This window comes from Actinomadura rubrobrunea NBRC 15275, assembly GCF_001552235.1.
GTDB classification, from domain to species: domain Bacteria; phylum Actinomycetota; class Actinomycetes; order Streptosporangiales; family Streptosporangiaceae; genus Spirillospora; species Spirillospora viridilutea.
In genome coordinates, this window is sequence record NZ_BCQU01000013.1 from 1 (window position 1) to 22,530 (window position 22,530).

The 22,530-nt window shown below is 74.2% G+C and carries 20 protein-coding genes; 9 read left to right on the top strand and 11 right to left on the bottom strand.

Annotated features, from left to right (window positions below):
- Positions 1–182: 182 nt before the first annotated feature.
- Positions 183–1,202: a sigma-70 family RNA polymerase sigma factor gene (locus AR3_RS05865; RefSeq protein WP_067909815.1), complete on the bottom strand. Its 1,020-nt coding sequence runs from the start codon at positions 1,200–1,202 to the stop codon at positions 183–185.
- Between the two features lie 179 nt (positions 1,203–1,381).
- A complete protein-coding gene (locus AR3_RS05870) occupies positions 1,382–1,888 on the bottom strand; it encodes an XdhC family protein (RefSeq protein ID WP_067909621.1) in 507 nt (168 codons plus the stop codon).
- Positions 1,889–2,031: 143 nt separating this feature from the next.
- On the opposite strand from AR3_RS05870, the gene AR3_RS05875 reads away from it, so the two are divergent.
- Positions 2,032–3,843, top strand: a complete 1,812-nt coding sequence (locus AR3_RS05875) for a tetratricopeptide repeat protein (RefSeq protein ID WP_227023366.1) — start codon at positions 2,032–2,034, stop codon at positions 3,841–3,843.
- 120 nt (positions 3,844–3,963) lie between these two features.
- A complete protein-coding gene (locus tag AR3_RS05880) occupies positions 3,964–4,515 on the top strand; it encodes a universal stress protein (protein ID WP_067909624.1) in 552 nt (183 codons plus the stop codon).
- A 43-nt stretch (positions 4,516–4,558) separates the two neighbouring features.
- Here AR3_RS05880 and AR3_RS05885 read toward each other — a convergent pair whose 3' ends face one another.
- The 4 genes from AR3_RS05885 to AR3_RS05900 form a co-directional block, all read right to left on the bottom strand.
- Positions 4,559–5,656 (bottom strand): acyl-CoA dehydrogenase family protein, encoded by a 1,098-nt coding sequence (locus AR3_RS05885; RefSeq protein ID WP_067909821.1) that lies wholly within the window; start codon positions 5,654–5,656, stop codon positions 4,559–4,561.
- Positions 5,657–5,697: 41 nt separating this feature from the next.
- Positions 5,698–6,891 carry an acyl-CoA dehydrogenase family protein gene (locus AR3_RS05890; RefSeq protein WP_067909627.1) on the bottom strand — a complete coding sequence of 398 codons (1,194 nt, stop codon included), beginning with the start codon at positions 6,889–6,891 and terminating at the stop codon, positions 5,698–5,700.
- A gap of 161 nt (positions 6,892–7,052) precedes the next feature.
- Complete coding sequence (locus tag AR3_RS05895; protein ID WP_245637861.1) at positions 7,053–8,993, bottom strand: HelD family protein; 1,941 nt, start codon at positions 8,991–8,993, stop codon at positions 7,053–7,055.
- 430 nt (positions 8,994–9,423) lie between these two features.
- Positions 9,424–10,782 carry a M28 family peptidase gene (locus tag AR3_RS05900; protein ID WP_067909630.1) on the bottom strand — a complete coding sequence of 453 codons (1,359 nt, stop codon included), beginning with the start codon at positions 10,780–10,782 and terminating at the stop codon, positions 9,424–9,426.
- A 262-nt stretch (positions 10,783–11,044) separates the two neighbouring features.
- On the opposite strand from AR3_RS05900, the gene AR3_RS05905 reads away from it, so the two are divergent.
- From AR3_RS05905 to AR3_RS05915, 3 genes are all read left to right on the top strand, one after another.
- Positions 11,045–11,824, top strand: a complete 780-nt coding sequence (locus tag AR3_RS05905; RefSeq protein WP_067909633.1) for an ATP-binding cassette domain-containing protein — start codon at positions 11,045–11,047, stop codon at positions 11,822–11,824.
- Between the two features lie 197 nt (positions 11,825–12,021).
- Positions 12,022–12,642 (top strand): TetR/AcrR family transcriptional regulator, encoded by a 621-nt coding sequence (locus tag AR3_RS05910; RefSeq protein ID WP_083950991.1) that lies wholly within the window; start codon positions 12,022–12,024, stop codon positions 12,640–12,642.
- 82 nt (positions 12,643–12,724) lie between these two features.
- Positions 12,725–13,162, top strand: a complete 438-nt coding sequence (locus AR3_RS05915; RefSeq protein ID WP_067909636.1) for an SRPBCC family protein — start codon at positions 12,725–12,727, stop codon at positions 13,160–13,162.
- Positions 13,163–13,186: 24 nt separating this feature from the next.
- Here AR3_RS05915 and AR3_RS05920 read toward each other — a convergent pair whose 3' ends face one another.
- Together AR3_RS05920 and AR3_RS05930 are read right to left on the bottom strand one after the other, a co-directional pair.
- Positions 13,187–14,131, bottom strand: coding sequence for an alpha/beta hydrolase (locus tag AR3_RS05920; RefSeq protein ID WP_067909639.1), 945 nt, complete (start codon positions 14,129–14,131; stop codon positions 13,187–13,189).
- 199 nt (positions 14,132–14,330) lie between these two features.
- Entirely contained in the window at positions 14,331–15,083 is a 753-nt protein-coding gene (locus AR3_RS05930; RefSeq protein ID WP_067909646.1) for a gamma-glutamyl-gamma-aminobutyrate hydrolase family protein, read from the bottom strand.
- A 472-nt stretch (positions 15,084–15,555) separates the two neighbouring features.
- On the opposite strand from AR3_RS05930, the gene AR3_RS05935 reads away from it, so the two are divergent.
- Positions 15,556–16,719, top strand: a complete 1,164-nt coding sequence (locus AR3_RS05935; protein WP_067909649.1) for a globin domain-containing protein — start codon at positions 15,556–15,558, stop codon at positions 16,717–16,719.
- Between the two features lie 28 nt (positions 16,720–16,747).
- On the opposite strand, the gene AR3_RS05940 is transcribed toward AR3_RS05935, so the two are convergent.
- Entirely contained in the window at positions 16,748–17,557 is an 810-nt protein-coding gene (locus AR3_RS05940) for a helix-turn-helix domain-containing protein (RefSeq protein ID WP_106259204.1), read from the bottom strand.
- A gap of 111 nt (positions 17,558–17,668) precedes the next feature.
- On the opposite strand from AR3_RS05940, the gene AR3_RS05945 reads away from it, so the two are divergent.
- Positions 17,669–18,121, top strand: a complete 453-nt coding sequence (locus AR3_RS05945; RefSeq protein ID WP_067909652.1) for a pyridoxamine 5'-phosphate oxidase family protein — start codon at positions 17,669–17,671, stop codon at positions 18,119–18,121.
- 208 nt (positions 18,122–18,329) lie between these two features.
- A complete protein-coding gene (locus tag AR3_RS05950; RefSeq protein ID WP_067909655.1) occupies positions 18,330–18,722 on the top strand; it encodes a PaaI family thioesterase in 393 nt (130 codons plus the stop codon).
- Positions 18,723–18,870: 148 nt separating this feature from the next.
- On the opposite strand, the gene AR3_RS05955 is transcribed toward AR3_RS05950, so the two are convergent.
- On the bottom strand, positions 18,871–20,079 hold the full coding sequence (locus AR3_RS05955) for a hypothetical protein (protein WP_067909658.1): 1,209 nt from the start codon (positions 20,077–20,079) through the stop codon (positions 18,871–18,873).
- 172 nt (positions 20,080–20,251) lie between these two features.
- Here AR3_RS05955 and AR3_RS05960 point away from each other — a divergent pair, with 172 nt between their 5' ends.
- Complete coding sequence (locus AR3_RS05960; protein WP_067909661.1) at positions 20,252–20,818, top strand: hemerythrin domain-containing protein; 567 nt, start codon at positions 20,252–20,254, stop codon at positions 20,816–20,818.
- 759 nt (positions 20,819–21,577) lie between these two features.
- Here the strand turns inward: AR3_RS05960 and thyX are convergent.
- Positions 21,578–22,375: an FAD-dependent thymidylate synthase gene (thyX, locus tag AR3_RS05965; RefSeq protein WP_067909663.1), complete on the bottom strand. Its 798-nt coding sequence runs from the start codon at positions 22,373–22,375 to the stop codon at positions 21,578–21,580.
- Positions 22,376–22,530 lie beyond the last annotated feature (155 nt).

Here is a 22,530-nt window from a genome sequence, read left to right on the forward strand (position 1 = left end):
GCGGCCGCCGCTGCTCGCGCCGGTTCGCCCGCCGCCGAGGGGGGCGGACGCCGCCGGGCGCGCCGCTGCCTTCCGTCGTCGGCGGCGAGGCCGGAGCCTAACGCGTCCGGGCCCGCCGCCGCTCCCCCACCCTTGCAGCGGAAGGGGGCGGCGAGGAGGCCCGCTTTCCACTCAATGGAAACTCAGGCGGGGGCGGGCAGCGCGTCGGGCAGACCGAAACGGGGGAACAGCGTCGTGTCGAAGAAGACCGAGGCGCGGGCCACGCCGCGCGCGCCGAGCGTGAGGACCTGGATCTGGAACGGGCGGTGCACGCCGTCCTCGCCGCGCCGGTACATCGCGAACGCGGGCTGCCCGTTGGCGGACGTGGGCACCATCCTCAGCTCGCCCGGTTCGGGCGCGCACTGCGCGGTGATGAGCCGCACGATGTGGTCGCGTCCCACGAACCACTGGGGAAACGGCGGCATCTCCCAGACCGCGTCCTCTTTGAACAGCTCGACCAGCGCCGTCATGTCGGCGTTCTCGAACGCGGCGGCGTAGCGGTCGAGCAGCGCGCGCCGCTCGGGGTCGGCGGGCTCGACGACCTCGTCCCGGGTCGGCGCGGCCTCCTTCACCTGGGCGCGGGCGCGCTGCAGGGCGCTGTTGACCGCGGCGGTGGAGGTGCCGAGCAGCTCGGCGACCTCGGCGGCCTTCCACTTGAGCACGTCCCGCAGGATCAGCACCACCCGCTGCCTGGGCGGCAGGTGCTGCAGCGCGGCGACGAAGGCCAGCCGCATGCTCTCCCGGGAGGCGACGATGGACGCCGGGTCGGCGGCGTCGCCGCCCGCCGCCGCGTCGGGCATCGGCTCCAGCCACGGGACCTCCGGCGCGGCCACGACGGGCCTCTCCGGTTCGTCGCACGGCGCGCCGAGTCCGGACGGCAGAGGCCGGTGGCCCCGCTGCTCGATCGCGGTCAGGCAGGCGTTGGTGGCGATGCGGTACAGCCAGGTGCGCAGCGAGGACCGCCCTTCGAACCGCCCGTAGGAGCGCCACGCCCGCAGATAGGTCTCCTGGACCAGGTCCTCGGCGTCGTGGACGGACCCGAGCATTCGATAGCAGTGCGCGAGCAGCTCCCGCCGGTAAGGGTCGGCGAGCCGCTGGAAGTCGCCGTCCCCCGCGCCGCCCGCGGCGCGGTCCCGGTCCCGCTCGACGATCGGTTGGGCCATGGTCGTCACCTTCATCGCAGGGCGCTCAGCCGGTCAGGTCCCGACGTTAGGCCTGCCCTCCGACAAAGCGACGGAACGCGACCAGGGCGATTCGGGTCCGCGCCGCCCGGCGGCGACGGAGGAGGCCTCCAGCGCCGCCGGCCCTTGCGCCCGTCAGAAACGCCCGTTAGAAACGCCCTTCAGAACTCGAAGCCCCCGGGGCGGCCGTTGCGGTCGGCCAGCAGCCCCGCCAGCGTCGCCACGGCGATCTCAGGGGGCGTGCGGGAGCCGATGTTGAGGCCGATGGGCCGGTGCACGCGGGCGATGCCGTCCGGCGGGACGCCCAGTTCTTTCAGCGCGGCGACGTGCGGCGCGGGGTGGCGCGGGTTGCCCATCACGCCGACCCAGCGGACGTCGTGCGCGAGCACGTCCCGCAGCACGGGGCCGAGTTCGGGGCGATGGTGGTCGGTGACGACGACGTCGGTGGTCCCGTCCAGGTCGGCGGGCACCTCGGCCACGGCGTCCGTCAGGCCCTTCGCGCGTTCCTTGTCCGGTTCCAGCAGCGTGCACCGGAAGCCGAGGTCCCTCCCGTAGCGCAGGAGGTAGCGGGACACGGGGGAGGCGAAGACGGCGACGAGCCTTCGGTCGGTGACGTCGAGAGCCGCCTCGCCGTGTGCGACGGCGCACGCCGGGTCGGGTTCGGTCATACCGGCAGTCTGACCCGCCCCTCCGTCCGAGGTCCAGCGCGCGGCCGTCCGTCCGCGCCATCTGCCGGTTCTGCGATATCCGCATATTCCGTCGGACCGTTATGGCAGTGTTCACCCAGCACAGCGGATCTTGGAGGGGGCACGTGACGGTTCCGGACGAGGGCATGACCGATCCTCGGCTGCAGGCCCAGGGCGAGCTGAGCATGGCGCGGCTGGCGCTCGACGACGGGGAGCTGCGCCACGCGGCCGACCATGTCGCGCGGGCGCTGGTGTGCGCCCCCGCCCTCCCGGAGGCGCACGAGCTGCTGGCGGCGCTGGCCGCGCATCCCCACGGCGGCGCGGACCTCTTCCCGCTGGAGCAGCCCGTCTTCCTGGGCACGGTGATCGCCCGTGCGCACGTCCTGGCGTCCCAGGGCCGCCCGGCGGAGGCGTTGGAGCTGCTGGTGTCGGCGCAGTGCCACGACCCGAGGGGCGCGTGGGCGGACGTGCCGTGGGTGCGCGACCCCGCCCTGCCCGCCCGGCTGGCGCCCGACCAGGCGAGCATGACGATCATGAGGCTGGCGAGCAGGCTGGACGATCCGGTGCCCGAGGACGCGCGGGCGCCGCTGCGGCCGTTCGCCGACCTGGCCCTCGCCCTGTGCGACGCCCACCCCGACCACCCCGCGATGCTGTGGACGTCCTCGATCCTGATGCGCCGCCTCGGCGCCACGGGCGAGGCGATCCGACTGGCGGCGCGGTCGGAGACCGTGCAGCCCTCCTTCTACGCGGCGATGGCGCTCGGGTACGCCTACCGCGCGGAGCGGCGCTACGACGAGGCCGAGCAGGCGTGGCTGCGCGCGCTGCGGTTCGAGCCGGACAACCTTGCCCTGTACACCGACATCGGGGAGCTTCTCGCCAACGCCGGCCGTGCGGACGAAGGGCTGCAGTGGGTCGAGCGCGCGCTGCAGAAGGACCCGGAGAACGAATGCGCCTTCCCCACGGCCTGCGGCATGCGCTTCGCCCGCGACGGGGACCTGGCCCATCTCGTGGCGCTGTCGGACTACCTGCGAGAGCACCCTGAGAACGGCCACGCCGACGATGTCCTCACCCATCATTCGCAGCGGATGTACTGGCTGGGGCATATCCCGCAGCCGACCGAGGCGGTCATCAACGTGCTGCGTCAAGTCCTCGCCGAGAGCGATGACGTGAGCGACATCGGCGGCATGTCCCTGACCATCTCCGCCCCCGAACCGCCGAGCGCCGTGCTGGCGTTCACGTCCGCCCTCGGGGTCTCCGAGGGCATCACCGTCACCGACGTGCCCGAGCCGGACGCGCGACGCCCCGTGCCCGAGGTCTTCGGCGGCGGGCCGGTGCGCGCCGTGCGCGGAAGCGTGTGGACGTACGAGGGCACTCGGGCGCGGCCCGCCGTCGCTCCGCCGTCCCCTGAGGCCGTGCAGGCCATCCGGGCTTTGGCAGGCCGCCCGTGGCGCCATCTGCCCGCCGCGTACGACGACGCGGTGCGGCTGTCCGGGCTGAGCCTCAACGACCTGGTGGGGCTCCTGGCGCATCCGCCGGTGCCGGACGAGGTCCCCGCCCGGCACCGCCCCGACTGGATCCGCTCGGCGCAGGCCTGGACGTGCCTGGGCATCGCGCACTTCCAGGCCGACGAGCCCTGGCACGAGTCGCAACGACGGGCCCTGCTGGTGGACCTGGCCTACGGTCCGGAGGACTGGGTGTCGGAGACGGCGCTCCTCGCCATGGTGGCCACCGCCTGGGTCGACCCGAGCACCCGCGCCGACGTCGCCGAGCTGGTCACCTGGCGGTTCATCGCGGCGGTCGAGGCCGCCCGCAGCCGCGCCGTCACCGTGCTGGAGTCGCTGGCGTTCCTGGTTCGCGCCACCCCGGGCGTGCATCCGGATGTGCGCTCCCTGGCCGACGACGTCCTCGCGCCGCCGGACGCCGCCGCGGCCCCCTAGCCCCGCGCGGCCCCCGCGCGCGGAGCCCTCGCCGCTTCTGCGAACCCCCTTTCCCACGGGGGTCATGCCTGCCAAGCTGAGGGGCACACTTCCAAGAGGGAGGCGCGGAAGCGAGGCACCATGATCGCGAGACCGGAGGGCGGCCCGCGCGTGGTCGTGGGGGTCGACGACTCCGCCGGGGCGCGGTGCGCACTGTCGTGGGCGATCGGCGAGGCCCGGCTCCGCGGCCTGCCGCTGCTGATCGTGCACGCCGCGCCGCTCCCGCCGCACGTGTCCGCGGCGGGCCAGCTCGGCTCGGGGGTCACCGAGGCCCTGCGGTCGGCGGGCGCGGAGCTGATCGCCCAGCTGCTCGACGAGGTGGCCGACGGCACCCCCTGCGGCGTCGAGATGTCGGCGCTCGCGCTGGTCGGCGAGCCTGGCGCGGCCCTGGTGCGGCTGGCCCGCGAGGAGGACATCCTCGTCGTCGGCCACGGCTCGCGAGGACTGTGGTCGCGGCTGGTGCGCCCGTCGGTCCGCCTGCACTGCGCGCGCCGCACTCGGGCCACCTTCGTGTGCGTGCGGCCGCCGGCGTTCGACTCGCTGCTCGACGGCCTGTCCGGGCAGGACGACGGCCCGGAACGCTCCCGGTTGCGCCGCATGCTCGGCTGGGGCGGCTCCCGGCATACGACCTGAGCGCGCGGCCTGTCGCGCCTCGCCGACGTCGGGGACGCCCGGGTCAGGCCGAAGGCAGATCCACCAGTCGCGCGAGCGACGCGCGGTGCCGGTCCGGCGTGCCCAGGGCGATGGCTGCGGACTTGGCGCGCTTGAGGTACAGGTGGGCCGGGTGCTCCCAGGTGAAGCCGATGCCCCCGTGCATCTGCACGCATTCCTCGGCGGCCTTCACGGCCACGGCCGAGCAGTGGGCCTGGGCGAGGGCGACGGCGACGTCGGTGTCCGGGTCGCCGACGGCGACGCAGGCCGCGGCGTAGCGCGCCACCGCGCGGGCCTGGGCGATCGACGTCCACAGGTCCGCCAGGCGGTGCTTGAGCCCCTGGTAGGAGCCGACCGGCCGGCCGAACTGGTAGCGGGTCTTCAGATGCTCGACGGTGATCTCCAGGCACCGTTCGGCCAGGCCGAGCTGCTCGGAGGCCAGCATGGCGGCGCCGGTGACCAGGGCGGCGCGCGCGGCGGCCTCCCCCTCGGCGACGCGGCGCGCGGGGACGGACGGCAGCGCGACGTCGCACAGGCGCCGGGTCATGTCCAGCGAGGTCACCGGCGTGCGTCGGGCGTCGGCGGCGTCCACCGCGTACAGGCCGCCGGGCGCGGGCACCAGCAGCACGTCGGCGGCCATCCCGTCGGCGACGCTGGTGACGCGGCCGGTGAGCGTTCCGCCCTCCACGCCGACGGTGGTGCCGAGCTGGTCCCCGGGCGCCGTGCTGAACGGCACCGCGAGCACGGCGATCTTCTCCCCCTCGGCCAGCTCGGCGAGCAGATCGCCGCCGGCCGCGTCCCCGGCGGAGCGCTCCGCGGCCAGCAGCGCGGCGGTGGCCAGGACCGCGCTGGAGAGGAACGGGACGGGCGCCACGGCGCGGCCGAGCTCCTCCATCACCACGGCGGTCTCCCGCCACGACGCCCCGGCCCCGCCGCGCTCCTCCGGCACCGGCAGCCCCGCGCACCCGAGCCGGCCCGCCACGGCCCGCCACGCGGCGGCGTCGTACGGCTCGTCCTTCTCGGTGCCCGCCAGCACGTCCGTCCAGGGGCACGTGTCGTCGAGCGCCCGGCGGACCCCGTCGCGCAGCTCGTCCTCGATCTCGCTGTAGAGCAGGTTGGTCACGGCCGCTCCTCCTCCCGCCCGCGGGTCGCTCACGGCGCCGGTCACTTGGGCAGGTCCTTCCACGCCACGTCCTTGTCGACCCTGATCTCGCCGGGCAGGCCGAGCACCCGTTCGGCGATGATGTTGCGCAGGATCTCCGAGGTGCCGCCCTCGATCGAGTTGCCCTTGGCGCGCAGGAAGCGGTAGCCGGGCGACCGCCGGGTGAAGTCCACCCGGGTCGGGCGGCGCATCGTCCAGTCGTCGTAGCGCAGGCCGTCCTCGCCGAGCAGCTCCAGCTCCAGCCCGGAGATCTCCTGGTTGAGCCGGGCGAAGGCGAGCTTGACGGCCGATCCCTCGGGGCCGGGGGCTCCGGCGGCCAGCTGCTGGCGCAGCCGTTCGCCGGTCAGGCGGGCCGCCTCGGCCTCCACCCACAGCCGCAGCAGCGCGTCGTGCAGACCCGGGGTGCGCAGCTCGGGACGCTCCCGCCACAGCCGCGCCACCACGCCGATCATGCCGTCCTCGCGTCCCGCGGCGTTGCCGCCGATGGCGACCCGCTCGTTCATCAGCGTGGTGGTGGCCACCCGCCAGCCCTCCCCGACCGCGCCGAGCCGGTGCTCGTCGGGGATGCGCACGTCGGTGAGGAAGACCTCGTTGAACTCGGCCTCGCCGGTGATCTGGCGCAGCGGCCGGACCTCGACGCCGGGCGCGGTCATGTCGCAGACGAAGTAGGTCAGGCCGCGGTGCTTGGGCACGTCGGGGTCGGTGCGGGCGACCAGGATCGCCCAGCGCGCCTCGTGCGCCATGGACGTCCAGACCTTCTGCCCGTTGACGATCCAGTGGCCGCCGTCGCGCACCGCGCGGGTGGCGAGCGCGGCCAGGTCCGACCCGGCGCCCGGCTCGCTGAACAGCTGGCACCAGATCTCCTCGCCCGTCCACAGCGGGCGCAGGAAGCGCTTCTTCTGCTCCTCGGTACCGTGGGCCAGGATCGTGGGGGCGGCCATGCCGAGGCCGATGGCATTGCGTTCGGGGTCGTTGCGCGGCGCCCCGGCGGCGGCGAACTCCTCGTCCACGACGGGCTGCAGCGCGCGGGGCGCGCCGAGACCGCCGAGGCCCGGCGGGTAGTGCACCCACGCCAGCCCGGCGTCGAACCTGGCGCGCAGGAACTCCAGCCGGTCCATGGCGGACGGATCGTGGTCGGCGAGGAAGGATCGGACCCGTTCGCGCAGGTCCTCGGCGTCGGGGGGTGCTGGACTCAAGGGGCGGACCTCCCTGGGACGGGCGGCGCCGGGGCCGCGACCCGACATACCAACTGGTCGGTATGGTCACCCTAGAAACAGCCGCCCGCCGCGTCAACAGCGCGCCGCGCGGGTTCCGGGCGCCGACGGGCGCCCGGAACCCGGAGGAGACGCGGTGCCCGTCAGGCGGACGGGACGCCGCCCAGCTCGGCGGGCAGCGGTTCACGGTGGAGCACCGTCAGCGAGGTGACGGCGCGGGTCAGCGCCACGTACAGGCGGGCCAGGCCGCGCGGTTCGGCGGCCGCGATCCGGGCCGGCTCGGCGACGATCACGTGGTCGTACTCCAGGCCCTTGGCCAGGGTCGCCGGGACGACCAGCAGCCTGTGCGCCTGGTCGGCGTCGGGTCCGAGCAGCCCGTGCGGGACGCCCGCCGCGGCGAGCGCCCCGGCGAGGTCGGCGGCCATGCCGTCGGGCGCGATCAGCCCGACGGAGCCCTCGCGGTCGAGCGACCGGCGCGCCTGCGCGACGACGGCCTCGGCCAGATCGGGCGCCCGGCGCACGGTCAGGGCGCCGGCTCCCGCGCGCAGGGAGCGCGGCGCGGCGAGGCCGGGCGCGATGTGCGGCAGCAGGCGGGCCGCGTAGTCCAGCACCGGGCCGGGGACGCGGAAGCCCAGCGTCAGCTCCGCCACCTGGCCGTCCCGGCCGAGGTGCCGCAGCACCTCCTCCCACGAGCTGGCCGACCAGGCGGTGGTGCCCTGCGCGAGGTCGCCCAGCACCGTCGCCGACCCGCCGGCGCAGCGGCGGCCGAGCGCGCGCAGCTGCATGGCCGACAGGTCCTGGGCCTCGTCCACCACGAGGTGGCCGAACGTCGGGGTCCGTTCGATGAGGTCGTTCAGCTCGTCCAGCAGGGCGCGGTCGGCGGCGGTCCACTTCGCCGACCGGTGCGACCGGTAGGGCTTGGCCCACAGGAGCGCGGCCTGCTCGTCCTCGCTCAGCAGCCCCTTGGCGGCGGCGCGCAGCAGGTCGGCGTCCGACAGCAGGCGGTGCAGCACCTGCTCGGCGGTGACCTTGGGCCACACCTGATCGACGAGCCGTTTGACGGGCCGCGAGCGGGCCACCTGGTCCTGGACGCGGTCGTCCGGCGCCTCGCCGCGCTGTTCCATGAGCACCAGGATGCGGTGCGCCAGGCGCTGGGCGAAGGCGGCGCGACCGTTGGCGTAACGCGCGGTCCCGCGCAGCGACGCGGCGATCTCGCGGACCTCGTAGTCGGGCAGCCGGAACCGGCTGGCGCCGCGCGTGTAGACCAGGCCCTCCTCGGGTTTGCGCACCTGGCGCCACAGGGCCCTGCGCAGCACCTCGGCCATCCGCGCGTCGCCCTTGAGCGCGGCGACGTCGGCGGGCTCGTCGGCGGTGGGCGCGCCGAGCAGGTCGTCGACGGTGGCCTGCTCGACGTGGATCTCGCCGAGGGCCGGCAGCACCGCGGAGATGTAGGCCAGGAAGGCCCGGTTGGGCCCGACGATCAGCACGCCGGAGCGGCCCAGCCGCTTGCGGTGCGCGAACAGCAGGTAGGCGGCGCGGTGCAGGCCGACGGCGGTCTTCCCGGTGCCGGGGGCGCCCTGCACGCACACGGTCGCGGGCAGGTCGGCGCGGACGATCTCGTCCTGGTCGGGCTGGATGGTCGCGACGATGTCGCGCATCGGGCCGGTGCGGGGACGCTCGATCTCCCGGGTGAGGATGGCCGACGGGCCGAGGGCGCGGCCGTCGAGCGGTTCGTCCTCGTAGGCGGTCAGCTCGCCGCCCTGGAAGCCGAACCGGCGGCGCCGCCGCCAGCCCATGGGGTCGGCGGGACCGGCGCGGTAGAACGCCCGCGCCACCGGGGCGCGCCAGTCGAGCACCAGCGGGCGGCCCTCGTCGCCGTCGTGGACATGGCGCCGTCCGACGTAGATGGTGGCGGGCAGGTCGTCGCCGCGTCCCTCGCACGCGTCCATGCGGCCGAAGAACAAGGGGGTGTCGGGCCGGTCGGCCAGCGCGGCGACCCGCTGGTCCAGCAGCGACTCCAGGTACTGCCGCGACACCCAGTCGGCGGCCACGTCGGCGGACAGCGAGCGCGCGTGCTCGCGCATGCGCCGCAGGGCCGCGCGGGCCTCGGACAGGTACGCCCGCTCGGCGGCGAGCACCTCCGCTTCGCCGCCGTCGCCGGCGCGGTCCTGTGCTCGGTCCTGTGCTCGGTCCTGTGCTCGGTCGTCTGCCAGGTCGGATTGGTCGGCGTCTGCCTCCCCCGGCGATTCACGTGCTACGGCCGTCGGATCGGCGGGCATGGCTGAACTCCTCCGCGTGCGGTGGTGGATCTGGTGACGGCTGACGTCGAGCGCCGGACGATGCCGGGCGCCGGATCAGGTGCCGGGCGACGTCAGGGCGAAGTCGCTCAGCCTACCGGTTCCGTGATCACTTGTCCGGACGTCGCGGAGGGGCCGTCCGGATGCGGTCGCGCGCGCCGCCCCGCGTCCGGTGGGACGCGGGGCGGCGGGACCGCGCGTTCGGCGGCGGGGCCGCTCAGCGGTGGCGGGCCACGTCGTAGGCGGCGCAGCCGATGAGTTCCAGGGACACCTGCATGCGCTGCAGGCTGATGTTGCCCGCGACGGTGTCCTCGGGGGTGTGGTAGAGGGGCTCGAGCCGGCTCGGCGCCTCGTCGCCGCGCCAGCTGAAGTTGCCGGCGTCGATGCCGCGTTCGTGGAACGCCTCGTGGTCGCTGGAGCCGCGGGCGGTCGGCCCCTTGGTCTGCCCGACGTAGCCGAGCCGCTCGGCGGCCGCGGCCACCGCGGCGGTGGTGGTGTTGTCCGCGCCGTCCACCGACAGCAGCCAGTACGTGCCCGCGGGCGGGTGGCTGGTGGCGACCATGTCGTTCTGGAAGCAGCCGGTGATCCTGGCGGCCTCCGCGTCGTCCAGCCGGCTGACGTAGTAGCGGGAACCGACCAGGCCGATCTCCTCGGCCCCCCACAGGCAGACGCGGATGTCCTGCTGGGTGGGCAGGCGGCGCAGCACGCGGGCCAGCTCCAGGCACAACGCGGTGCCGCTGCCGTCGTCGTTGCCGCCGGGCGAGCCGGGCACGCTGTCGTAGTGGGCGCTGACGATGACCGCCTTGCCCTGCGGGTTGGGGAACGTGGCCTTGCGTTCGGCGAGCACGTTGTAGGAGGTCAGGCCGGTGTGGCCGGTGACCTCCAGGGACAGGGTGCGGACCCCGCCGCGGATGCGCGCGCCGTGGTACTCGGCGATGCCCAGCACGGGGACGGCGACCGGTTCGGCCAGGTTCGGGAAGAAGGTCGCCGCCTTGCGCTCGGGGTAGGTCGTCGAGCGCACGTTCGCGATGAGGACGGCGGCGGCGCCCTGGGCGGCGGCGGCCTTGGCCTGGGCGAGCTCCTGGCCGGGGACCCGGGTGAACAGCGCGATCTTGCCGGTGAGGTCGGCGGCGAAGGAGGTGGCGGCGCCGAGGTCGACGACGTCGCCCCGTACGCGGCCGACGGCGCCGTTCGCCGCGGCGGCGCTCTGCCAGTGCTCGCGGCCCGCGCGCAGCTCGGCGAGCTTCTTGTCGGGAACGCCGAACGGCTGCAGCGTCACCTTGTAGCCGAGGCCCCGCAGCACACCGGCGATGTACTCGGCGGCGGCGTGCTCCCGCCAGGTTCCGCACACCCGCCAGCCGATCTGGTCGCTGAGCACCTTGAGGTGCTGGAGGGCGCGGCGGGCGTCGACCCGGGCGACCACCGCCTTGTCGCCGACGGTCAGGGACGGGGGGCGGACCGCGCCGGGGCGCCGCCGGGTCGCGGCGGCCGCGGTGCCGGGCAGGAGTCCGACGGTGGCGAAGCCCGCGGCGGCTGCCGCTCCGGCCAGCAGGTCGCGGCGTTTGACCTGGGGCATGGCGTCTCCTCGGGGTTCGATGGCAGGCCGCGCGTCGGCGGCCCCGGGCCGCGGCGCGGCCCGGACGGCCGGCGGTCGGCCTGCGCGGACTCAGGGGCGCCCTGTTTCGCGGCGAAGCTATGCAACCCGGTTTGCGCGATCAATGTCGCGTCTCGTTCCGCAACCGAAACGTGATCAAGATCTCCGCCTTGATCGCCTTGGGGCCGGCTCAGTATCGTGGCGACGCGTTAGTGATCCACGTCACATCGAGAGGCGGCGGATCGTGCGGGACGGCGAGACCGGGCTGCGCGTGTGCGGCGTCACCGTGCGGCGGCGCGGGGTGACCGTGCTCGACGGCGCGGAGCTGACGGCGCCGCCCGCCACGGTCACCGGGCTGGTCGCGCGGGAGGCGGACGCCGCCACCGTCCTCGCCGACGTGATCTGCGGCCTGGTCCGGCCCGCCCGCGGCGGCGTCCGGCTGGACGGGGCCGACCTGACCCGCGCCGCCCCGCATGAGCGGACCCGCCGGGGCGTCGCGCGCACCTTCCGCCGCCCCGCGCTGTTCGGCGGGCTCACCGTATGGGAGAACGTGCTGGTCGCGGCGGAGACGCACGCGCTGACCCGCGAGATGCCCGGGCGGACGCGGCGGGACCGGCGCAGGCGCCGGCGGGAGGCGCGGCGGAAGGCCGGGCGGGTCGCCGACGCGCTGCTGGAGCGCGTCGGCATCGCCGCGTACGCGCGGCTGCGCGCGGGGCGCGTGCCGCCCGACGTGGCGCGGCTGGCCGAGCTGGCGCGGGCGCTGGCGACCGGTCCGCGCCTGCTGGTGCTCGACGAGCCCTCCGCGGGCCTGCCGGTCCCCCGGTCCCGCGCGCTGGAGGTGCTGCTGCGCGACCTCGCCGCCGAGGGCCCCGCGGTCCTGCTGATCGAACGCGACCTGGAGCCGATGATCGGCGTCTGCGACGTCCTCCACCTGATGAGCGGCGGCCGCGTGGTGACGTCGGGTTCGCCGTTCGAGGTGTGGCAGGCCTGCCGCAGGCGTCCGGCGACGGCGGTCGGCCGCTGACCCCGCCTCACCGGGTCTCGCCGGGAGGCCGCGGATCTGAGGTGCGGATCTGAGGTGAGGAGCCGTGCGCCCCTGGGTATGCCCCCTCGAGCTCCGGGCGTCGGGGGCAGGCGCGGCGGTCCGGCGATAATGGCGCCACACATATGGCCGCGCCCCTCCGGGCCCGCGCCACGAGCCGATCCGAAAGCGAGACGCGCATGACGACCGAGCGGCGCCCCGTCCGCGAGGCCCTGCTCGACGCGGCGGCCGAGATCCTCACCCGGGACGGCTACCGCGGGCTGCGGATGCGGGACGTGGCGGAGGCCGCCGGGGTGAGCCGCCAGACGGTCTACAACGAGTTCGGCGACAAGTGGGGGCTCGTCCAGGCGGTCGTCGTCCGCCTCAACGACCGCTACCTGGACGGCATCGACCGGGTGCTGTCCGAGCACGACGACCTGTACTCGGCGGTGGCGGCCGCCGTCGTCTACACGATCGAGACCGCCGCCGACGACCCGATCCACAAGACCGTGCTCACCGGCGCGGGCGGCGACGAGCTGCTCCCGCTGCTGACCACGCAGGCCGAACCGCTGCTGTTCACCGCCCGCGCCCGCCTCGTCGAGCACGCCGGCGCCCAGTGGCCCGACCTGGACCGGCGCGCGCTCGCCGAGATGGCCGACACCGCCGTGCGGCTGACGATGAGCCACATGATGCTGCCGGACCAGCCGCCCGAGCGGGTCGGCCACCTGATCGCCCGCATCGTCACGCGCTACCTGGCCGCCGCCGACCGGCCGGACCGGCCCGACGCGTCCTCCGGCCCCGCCGCCGACGCCGATTCTTGATCCTCCCCTGTTGCCTTGATCACATCGGCGGCGCAGCATGGGTGGCGACCGGTCCCGCCCCCGACCGCCGAGGAGAACCGCGATGGCCGCCAAGGCGTACGCCAGCACCGTGCTCAACGCTCCCGCCGACCAGGTGTGGGCGTTCCTGCGCGACTTCGGCAACCTCGCCGAATGGATGCCGGGAGTGGACACCGGCGTCATCGAAGACGGCGGCCCCAGCGACCGGGTCGGGTGCGTGCGGCGCCTGATCGGCCCGGGCGACACGGTGTTCCGCGAGCGGCTGTGCGGCCTGGACGACTCCGACCGGTCCTACTGGTACGAGATCCTGGAGTCCCCGCTGCCCATCCGCGACGGGCGCGGCCGCATCCGGGTCGCGCCGGTCACCGACACCGGGCGGTCGTTCGTCGAGTGGCGCGGCGAGTTCTCGGCGGACGCGGCCGACGAGGAGGCCATGCGCAAGACGCTGTCCGACGCCATCTACGCGACGGGCCTGGGGGCGCTCCGCAAACGCTTCTCCTGACGCGCGCCGCCTCCGGCGCCCGCGTCACACGGCGACCGCGGCGAAGGCGGCCCGCAGCCGGCCGACCGCGAACCGCATGGCGTCGACGGCGGCGTCGAACAGGTCCGGCAGCAGGAAGAACGAGTGCACCACGCCCTCGTACCGGCGCGCCTCGACGGGCACTCCCGCCTCCGCCAGGCGCCGCGCGTACGCCTCCCCCTCGTCGCGCAGCACGTCCAGCTCGGCGGTGATCACGGTGGCCGGGGCGAGGCCGGACAGGTCGGGCGCGCGCAGCGGAGCCAGCAGCGGGTCGGCGGGGTCGGCGTCGCCCCGGTACATGCGCAGGCATTCGGCCATGCCGGCGGCGTCCAGCCCGTACCCGGTGCCGTAGGCCGCGTAGCTCGGGGTGTCCATGGCGGTGTCGGTGACCGGGTACACCAGCAGCTGGTGCGCCAGGGGGAGGCCGTGGTCGCGGGCCAGCAGCGCGACGGCGGCCGCCAGATTGCCGCCGGCGCTGTCGCCGGCGACCGCGACGGCTCCGGGCCGGGCGCCGAACCGGTAGGGGTCGCGCCCGACGGCGGAGGCGACCGCCCACGCGTCGCGGACCGCGGCCGGGAACGGATGTTCGGGGGCCAGGCGGTAGTCCACGCTGATGACAAGACAGCCGACGTCGGCGGCCAGGTCGCGGCACAGGGCGTCCACGCTGTCGAGCCCGCCGAGCACCCACCCGCCGCCGTGCAGGTACACCAGGGCGGGCAGCGGCGCCCCGCCGGGCGGTTCGGGCCGGTACAGCCGTACGGGGACGGGACCGTCGTCGCCGGGCACGGCGAGGTCGGCGACGTGCGGCAGGTCGCGGCGGCGCCCCGGCAGCGCCCGCAGCGCCGCGTCCAGGCTCCGGCGCGTCTCCGGCAGGGACGGCTGCGGCCCGTCCAGCGCGGACCAGGAGGCGAGCATCTCCAGATAGCGCGCGGTCTGCGGATGCACGGTCATGGGGCGACCTCCGGTTGCTCGCATGGCGCGGCGCGGCGCCGCCGAGGGGACACCGGGGACCTACCCGCGGCCGCCGCGACGAAGATGTCGACGAAGATGTCGATGAAGATGTCGACGCACATGTCGACGCAGATGTCACGAAGGGCACGGGGGCGCCGTGCGCACGGCCCGACGCGGCCGGACGCGCGCCCGCGGCCGCTCAGCGGCCCCACGCCTCCGCGACCAGCGCCTCGAACAGCCGCCGGTCCTCGCCCTCCTCGGGATGCCACTGCACTCCCAGGCCGAAACGGTGGCCCTGCAGTTCGACGGCCTCCACCACCTGGTCCTCGGCCCACGCCACCGCGGCCAGGCCCTTGCCGAGGCGGGCCACGGCCTGGTGGTGCCGGGTGGCCACCTGCGCCGTCTCGCCGAGGATCTTGCCCAGCGTGCTGGTCGGGTCGATCTGCACCGGGTGCCCGCCGTACATTCCGCCGGGCGGGGCGTGCCCGGCGTGCCCCACCGCCTCGGGCAGATGCTGCACGAGCGCGCCGCCGCGCGCCACGTTCAGCGCCTGCATCCCGCGGCCGATCGCCAGGAACGGCAGGTCGGCGTCGATGACCGCGCGCAGCAGCGCCAGCTCGAACCGGTCGCGCTGCGGCTGGGGCGGCCCCGTCTCGTAGTGGCGCCCCATCCCGTACAGCTGCGGATCCAGGTCGCCTCCCCCGGAGAACACGACTCCGCCCAGCGCTCCGATCAGGGCGTCGAGGCCGCGCAGCCCGGCCGTCGGCGGCAGCATGACCGGCACGCCCCCGGCGCGTTCGACGGACCGCACGTACGGCACGGGCAGCAGCGCGGCCTCCCGCACCCACTCGCCCCAGCGGGCCGGTTCCATATGGGTCGTCACGCCGATGAGCGGCGGGGCGCCGACGGCGGCCCCTCGGGCCCGCGGAACCCCCCGGATCGCCTCTCGCATGCCTTCCCCCTCGATGAGCGCCGGCCCCCGACGATCTCCACGCCCCCGCCCCGCCGGCCGACCGGGCGGACCGGCCGAACCAGGAGAACCAGCCTGGCCAATTTCGAAATCTACCCTCGGGGTTGAAGTTTATCCACCATCCGGTAAAACGCGTTGCGAGCCACGCGCGCGCCCGCCCGGATCACCACTGCGCACGTTCCATCCTGAATCGCCCGAAATAATGCGAACAAATGATCGCCGAACCGGCCGCCCGACATACCGAAGGGTATTCTTCTCCCGCCCTCCGCTGCGACGACGCCAGAGAATATCCGTCCCGGCGCCCTCGGCGCGGCGCTCGCGATACCGTCGAAGCCGGTTGATAACGAGCGCATATCAGTGCGAGAATCTCACGAGTTCGGACGTGGGGGCGTCCGGCAGGACCCGGCGGGCCGAGGGCCCCGCCGAGAAAAAGCCCTGGGGGGCGATCTGGCAAATGTCATCGATACCCCGAATCGTCAAAGAGAGCTTCACCCGCATCGAGCCCGTGGCGGACCAGGCGACCGCCTATTTCTACGGCCGCCTATTCGCCGAGCATCCGCGGTTGCGCGCGCTTTTCCCGCCCGCGATGGACGCCCACCGCGAGCGCATGTTCCAGGCGCTCGCCCGCATCGTGTGGAGCCTGGACGCGCCCGGCCAGATGACCGACTACCTGGAAAGACTCGGCCGCGACCACCGCAAGTACGGGGTGCTGCCCGAGCACTACCGGGCCATGGGCGGGGCGCTGGTCGCCACGCTGCGCGCCTTCTCCGGCGGACACTGGACGCCCGAGGTCGAGGCGGCCTGGGCCTCCGCCTACCGCTCCGCCGCCGACATCATGATCGCCGCGGCCGAGCGCGACGCGGCCGCCGCCCCGCCCTGGTGGGTCGCCGAGGTCGTCGACCACCAGCGCCGCGCGCCGGACCTGGCGGTGCTGACCCTGCGGCCCGACCGGCGCCTGAAGTTCACCGCCGGCCAGTACGTGCAGGTGCAGACCGCGCGCTGGCCCCGCGTCTGGCGCAGATACTCGATCGCCAACGCCCCGCGCCCCGACGGGACCCTGAGCCTGCACGTGCGGGCGGTGCCCGGCGGCTGGGTCAGCGGCGCGCTCGTCCGGCACACGCGCGTCGGCGACACGCTGCTCCTCGGCCCCGCGCAGGGGACGCTGACGCTCGACCCCGACTGCGACCGCGACCTGCTGCTGGTCGCGGGCGGCACCGGCCTGGCGCCGCTGAAGTCCCTGGCCGAGCAGGAGATCGCCTGGGCGCGCGGGCGCCGCGTCCACCTGGTGGTCGGCGCGCGCGGCCCGCTCGACCTGTACGACCTGCCCGACCTGCGGCGGCTGGAGTCCGGCTATCCGGGGCTTCGGGTGGTGCCGGTGCCGGCGGACGCCCCGCCCTGCGACGGGCCGCGCGGCCCCGTCTCCGCGGCGCTGGAGCGGCTCCGGGACCGGTGGGACGACCACGAGGTCTACGTGGCCGGTCCCCCCGGCATGATCAGAGCCACCGTGGACGCGGCCCAGCGCCTGGGCGTGCCGCTGGACCGCATCCACCACGACCTGCTCGAGGCCGAACAGGACGCCGGCGGCCGGGCCCGCCGGGCGTCCGACCGGTCCGCGTGAGCGTCCCGTCCCCGCGGACCGCGGCCCGTCACCACCCGGCGCGCTCGCGCAGGAACGCCCCGGTCTCCTCGTCGGCGGGATAGAACGACTCGATGGCCAGCTCGGCGACGGTGATGTCGACCGGGGTGCCGAACGTGGCGATCGTGGTGAAGAACGACAGCCGCCGCCCGTCCTCCAACCGCAGCCGCAGCGGCACGCACACCTCGCCGCCGGCGGGCGGCGGGGCGGGCTCGGCCGCGGGCTCGGCGACGGGATAGTCGCGCAGCTCCCGGTACAGGTCGGCCAGCGCCGCGTCGGCGGTGAGCGCCACATGCCGCCGCACCCGGTCGATCATGTGCGCCCGCCATTCGGCCAGGTTGAGGATGGCGCGGGCCATCCCGTCGGGATGCATGCTCAGGCGCAGCACGTTGACCGGCGGCTCCAGCAGCTCCGGGGACACGCCCTCCATGAAGAGGCGGGCCGCGTCGTTGGCGTCCACCAGATTCCAGAACCGGTCCACCACGACCGCCGGGTACGGCTCGTGCCCTTTGAGGATGCGCCGCAGCGCCGTCCGCACCGCGTCCATGCGCGGTTCCTCCATCGCCGTCTCGGTGTAGATCGGCGCGTAGCCGGCGGCCACGAGCAGCAGGTTGCGATCGCGCAGCGGAACCTGCAGATGCTCGGCCAGGCGCAGCACCATCTCCCGGCTCGGCTTCGACCGGCCGGTCTCCACGAAGCTCAGGTGGCGGGTCGACACGTCGGCCTCGGAGGCGAGCTCCAGCTGGCTGAGCCGCCGCCGCTGCCGCCAGGCCCGCAGCTGCTCACCCACCGGGCGCACGTCGCCCAGGGACATCGTCATGGGCGTCACGCTCCGACGCTATCGGCGCCCCGTCATGGCGGCGATTACCCGCCAGGTCATGGTCCCTGAACGTGCCATGGAATGTCGGTGCGGGGTGTCAGACTGCCCCCCATGGCGACATGGAAGCAGTTCGAGGAGGAGGCCCCGGAGCTGGCCGCGAAGATCCGGGCGCGGTTCGAGGCGGCCGAGACGCACGTGCTGGCCACCCTGCGGCGAGACGGGTCCCCACGGGTCAGCGGGTCAGAGGTGGACTTCCTCGGCCCCGACCTCGCGTTCGGCTCGATGCTGAACGCGGTCAAGGCCCGCGACCTGCGGCGGGACGGCCGGTGCGCGATCCACGCCCATCCCGCCGAGGGCGGGGACGCCAAGGTCGCGGGCGTGGCCGTCGAGGTCACCGATCCGGAGGAGAAGAAGACCTACACCACCGGCACGGAGCCGCCCGGCGACTTCCACGCCTTCCGGCTGGACCTCACCGAGGCGGTCTTCACCTCGGTGGAGGACGACGAGCTCGTCATCCGGTTCTGGCGTCCGGGCGAGCCGGTCCGCACCGTCCGGCGGACCTGACCGCGGACGGTGCGACCGCCCTCCCGGCGCCGGGACGGCCGCACAGGATGGGCGCTCCCAAGGGGCGCCCATCCTGCCGAGCTGCTCCGAACCGGTGACGGCGCTTCTGGAGACGGGGCGGTGGTGAGGACGCTTACCTGAGAGGTCATCGACGTTCGCCGCGCGGGTCCGGCAGGCTACCGGCGCATCCGCCGAGGGAGGGACCCGTATGACCACCGACGACCTACTGGAAGCCATGCCGTTCGCTCGTGCCCTGGGCGTCCGGATCGACGCCGCGACACCGGACGAGGTCGCGGGCCGCCTGGAGTGGGCGCCGGAGCGCTGCACCGCCGGGGGCGTCATGCACGGCGGCGCGCTGATGGCGCTGGCCGATTCGCTGGGAGCGGCCTGCGCGTACCTCAACCTTCCCGCGGACGCCTCGACGAGCACCCTGAACTCCACGACGAGCTTCTTCCGCGCGGTGCGCGGCGGGGAGGTGCGCGCGGTGGCGCGTCCCCTGCACGTCGGACGCTCGACGATCGTCGTGCAGACCGACCTGCACGACGGCGAGGGCCGCCGGATCGCCCAGGTGACGCAGACCCAGGCCGTCCTTTCCCGCTGACCCGCGGCGCGCCGGCCTCGCGGGAGCCGGTCGGCGCGCGACGGACCCCGCACCCCGAGACCTCGGGAACCGAGCCGGGGCCCGCACCGCGGTGCGGGCCGCCCCGGGGTGACGGGCGCCCGTCAGCGCGTCGCCCTCGCCTTCGCCGTCACCGGCGGGCGGGGACGCGCAGGTCGCTGACCGGATGCGGGCCTTCGGTCTCGTGGCGGTAGTCCTCGCCGAACAGCTCGCGGTGCTCCTGGATGACGCGCTCGCTCGGCGGCTCCTCGCCGCCGTGGATCTGCTGCTGCATGTGCTGGAAGCGCTCGTGGGCCTCGCGCACGTAGCCGGCGCCGAGCGTGGTGAGGTCGATCTGCGTGCTGAGCAGGTCGCGCAGGAACTCCTTGTTGGGCTCGAAGGTCACCGGCGCGGGCAGCTCGGGCGCCAGGATGCTCTCCGGCTCCCGGTCGTCGTGTCGCCGCATCAGGTCGCAGGCGATCCGCAGGTGCTCGAGCTCCATGTTGAGGTGCAGCTCCCAGATGGCCTTGACCTTGGGATCGGTCTCGGTCTCCATCATCGAGTGGTACATGTAGCACTCGTTGTACTCGTGGTTGACCAGCCGCTCCCACCAGGTCTCCCCCGGGTCCACGAGCGACTCGTAGTGGGTGACGTGCTCCTCTTCGATGAGCCCGATCTCCTGGTAGAGCTGGCGGGCGATCGGCTCCATGTACTGCGGGCCGACGTTCATGTAGAAGTTCATGGTCTGCTGCTCGGCCGCGGTGATGGTCAGCGCGTGCAGCTTGGAGATCGGCTGCGCCCGGTTCCGGTCGTACGGGTCCCGCACGTTGTCGGCGGCGTCGCGGTGCTCGACCTTCGTGGGGCGGCCGGGCATGATCTCGGTCAGGTCGCCGACGAGCTTCTCGGCCTTGCGGTGCTCGATCATCTCGTACAGGTTGGCGTACCGGTACAGGTGGTCGAAGTCCTCCAGCACACCGAACTCGTACGCCTGCCGCAGGTACGGGTCGGGCTCCATCCGCGCCACCCAGGAGGTGAGGTCCACGGCGACCTGCTCGTAGGAGATGGTGGTCTCCAGCGGGCTCGCCTGCCCGGGCAGCAGCCAGTTCACGGTCTTCTGCTGCTGCTGTTCGATGTAGCGGACCTGGGCCAGCTGCCGCCTGATGTCGGGGTCCGGACAGACCCGGGAGAAGTGGTGGCTGAAGAAGATCGCCTCCACCTCGATGCCGTTCATCGCGATGATGCGGCATTTGGTGTACGGGTCGGCGCGGTCGGGGTCGACGGGGACGACGTTCATCTCCCGCCAGTTGCGCACCTGCTGGTCCAGCGGGATGCCCCGGTGCTCCAACGGGTTGAAGGACATGTACCTCACCTTTCTGCCGAGAACGCCCCTGTGTGCAGATCGGGCCCATGGCGCCGTACCCGGAGAGAAGGCTCCTTCACGCTGATCAGCGCCCAACTTTCGGCAATGCCCGCTTAGGCCCTCGTCGTCCGGGTACGGCGACGCCCGCACACCCGAGAGCAAGGAGCGACGTATGGGCACTTCGACCACTCAGGCCCCGCCCCGCGACGTGATCGACCTGCTGTGCCAGCAGCACGGCCAGATCCGCGACCTGTTCGCGCGGGTGGAGGGCGGCACGGGCGACGAACGGCGGGACGCCTTCCGCGAGCTGGTGCGGCTGCTGGCGGTGCACGAGACCGCCGAGGAGGAGATCGTGCACCCGGTGGCCCGGCAGCGGCTGGACGGCGGCGACGGGATCGCCGACGACCGCCTCGAGGAAGAGCGCTCGGCCAAGGAGCTGCTCGCCGAGCTGGACGGCATGGACACCGAGGACCCGCAGTTCCTCCCCAAGCTGGACAGGCTGCGGATCGAGGTGCTGACGCACGCCCGCGCGGAGGAGCGCTACGAGTTCGAACGGCTGCGCGGCCAGTTCGGGCAGAAGGAGCTGACGACCCTGATGAAGGCCGTCCAGGCCGCCGAGGCGACCGCCCCGACCCGTCCGCACCCGGGCGTGGAGACCGCCGGGAAGAACCTGGCGGTGGGGCCGCTGGCGGCGTTGATGGACCGCGTGCGGGACCTGGTGCGTCAGATCAAGGGCTGACGGGCCCGGCCCTTTACATTGTAGATTCCTTAGGGCGCCGCCGATGGAGAACCGGCGGCGGACTTCGGCGGGGTTGCGCCTTCCTCAGATCCGAGGGCGTCGCCTAGGGACGTCGGCGATCTGCCGCCGCTCCTCGGCGCGTCCGCCAGGCGCCGATTTCGGCGCTGTCGACCACCCGCGTCGGGCGCTCGACCTAGGGCATCGAGCGGCTGGTGGTGAACCGCGCATCGAGGCCCCCCGCGGTCAGCGGGAGCGCCTCGGCCTGCCGCCGTCGACCAGGTGCGCCGCTTCGCCGCGGACGGCGACGAGCAGGTTTCGCGCCGCTCCTGGAACCGGGCGGCGAGATCGGCGCCGTCGTCGTCCGGGTCGGCGGGGTGTTCGGCCGGATCGCGTGGAACGAGAGCGCGGAGGCGGCGCCCGCCGTCCGGCGCCTCGCGCGGCCGTACGCCTAGCGCGGCGCGGGCTTCGTCGACCGACACCACGGGCGCCGGGAGACGGGCGCCGGTCTGGGAGCCGCGCCGCGTCCGGGCGTGGTTGTCGACGTCGTGCGGCACGCCCGCCTTTTCTCGGCGCGTCCCGGTCCGGCGGTCGCGCGGGACGGCCTCAGCCGGTCCCCGCCGCAGCCGGCGACGACCGGGCGGAAGCCCCGCGCCGTCCGTCCTCCGCCCCTCGTGCGCGGGCCCGGCGCGCCGGACCCGGCGAGCAGCGGACGGCGCCGCCGGACCGGTCGCCCGGCGGCCGGCGGCGCCGTGGCGGCCGTCAGACCTTGCGCCACTTGGGGATCCAGGCGCCGTCCTCGACGACGTAGTCGCCGAACAGGGCGGGGGCCTCGCGGCGCATCACCTCGCCGATGCGGTTGAACAGCAGCCTGATCTCCTCTTCGGCGGCGGGAGCGGTGCGGTTCTCGATCGTGTGCCGCAGGGTGCGCACGTTCGCCGTCCACACCAGGCCGGTGGCCACGCCCTCGGGGGCGAACCGGCGCATGAACGAGGTCTTGTGCTTCTTCTCCTTGAACGGCACGCCCTCGTCGTCCAGCCCGAAATGCTGGGCCATCCAGGCCTGGAACTCCTCCATCTGCTCCAGCAGCGCGGTGGCCCGCTTCATCAGCTCGGCGTCTTCGCGCGCCCACTGGGGGAACCAGAACGGGATGTCCTGCAGCCGGACGAACCGCAGCGACTCCTGGGAGATGGCCACGCCGGGCCGGTGCCGGACGAGCTCGTGGGTCAGCACCCGGCTGACGTTGTGCAGGACGAAGCTGAAGCTGACGTGCTCCAGCACCGAACCGTGCATGCTCCGCAGGATGTTCTCCAGATAGGCGCCCTGGTCGGTGCGGATGCGGGTGACGTTGGGGTTGAGCCCCGGCTCCCAGGACCGGTAGCACAGCCGTCCGGCGAACTCGGCGAGGTTCTGCGGGTCGTTCAGCTCGGCGTCGAGCTCGCCCCGGTCGAGGCGCTCCAGCCACTTCTCCCCGCCGACCTCGCGCAGGTAACGGGCCACCTCGTCGTAGTCCATCGCCGGCCGCGCCACGAGGTAGACCTCAGGCTCGACGCTCTTCATGTGCGCTCCCCCCTACCGTTCCGGTTCGTCGGCACCTAGCAAACCAGCTCCCGCCGACAGTCCGTGCCTTGGGAGGGTACGGTGCGGGGCACGGGTCCGCGACCGCGCAGCCCCGCCCCCGACGCGTCATGCACGAATGGGGATGACACTCCTGT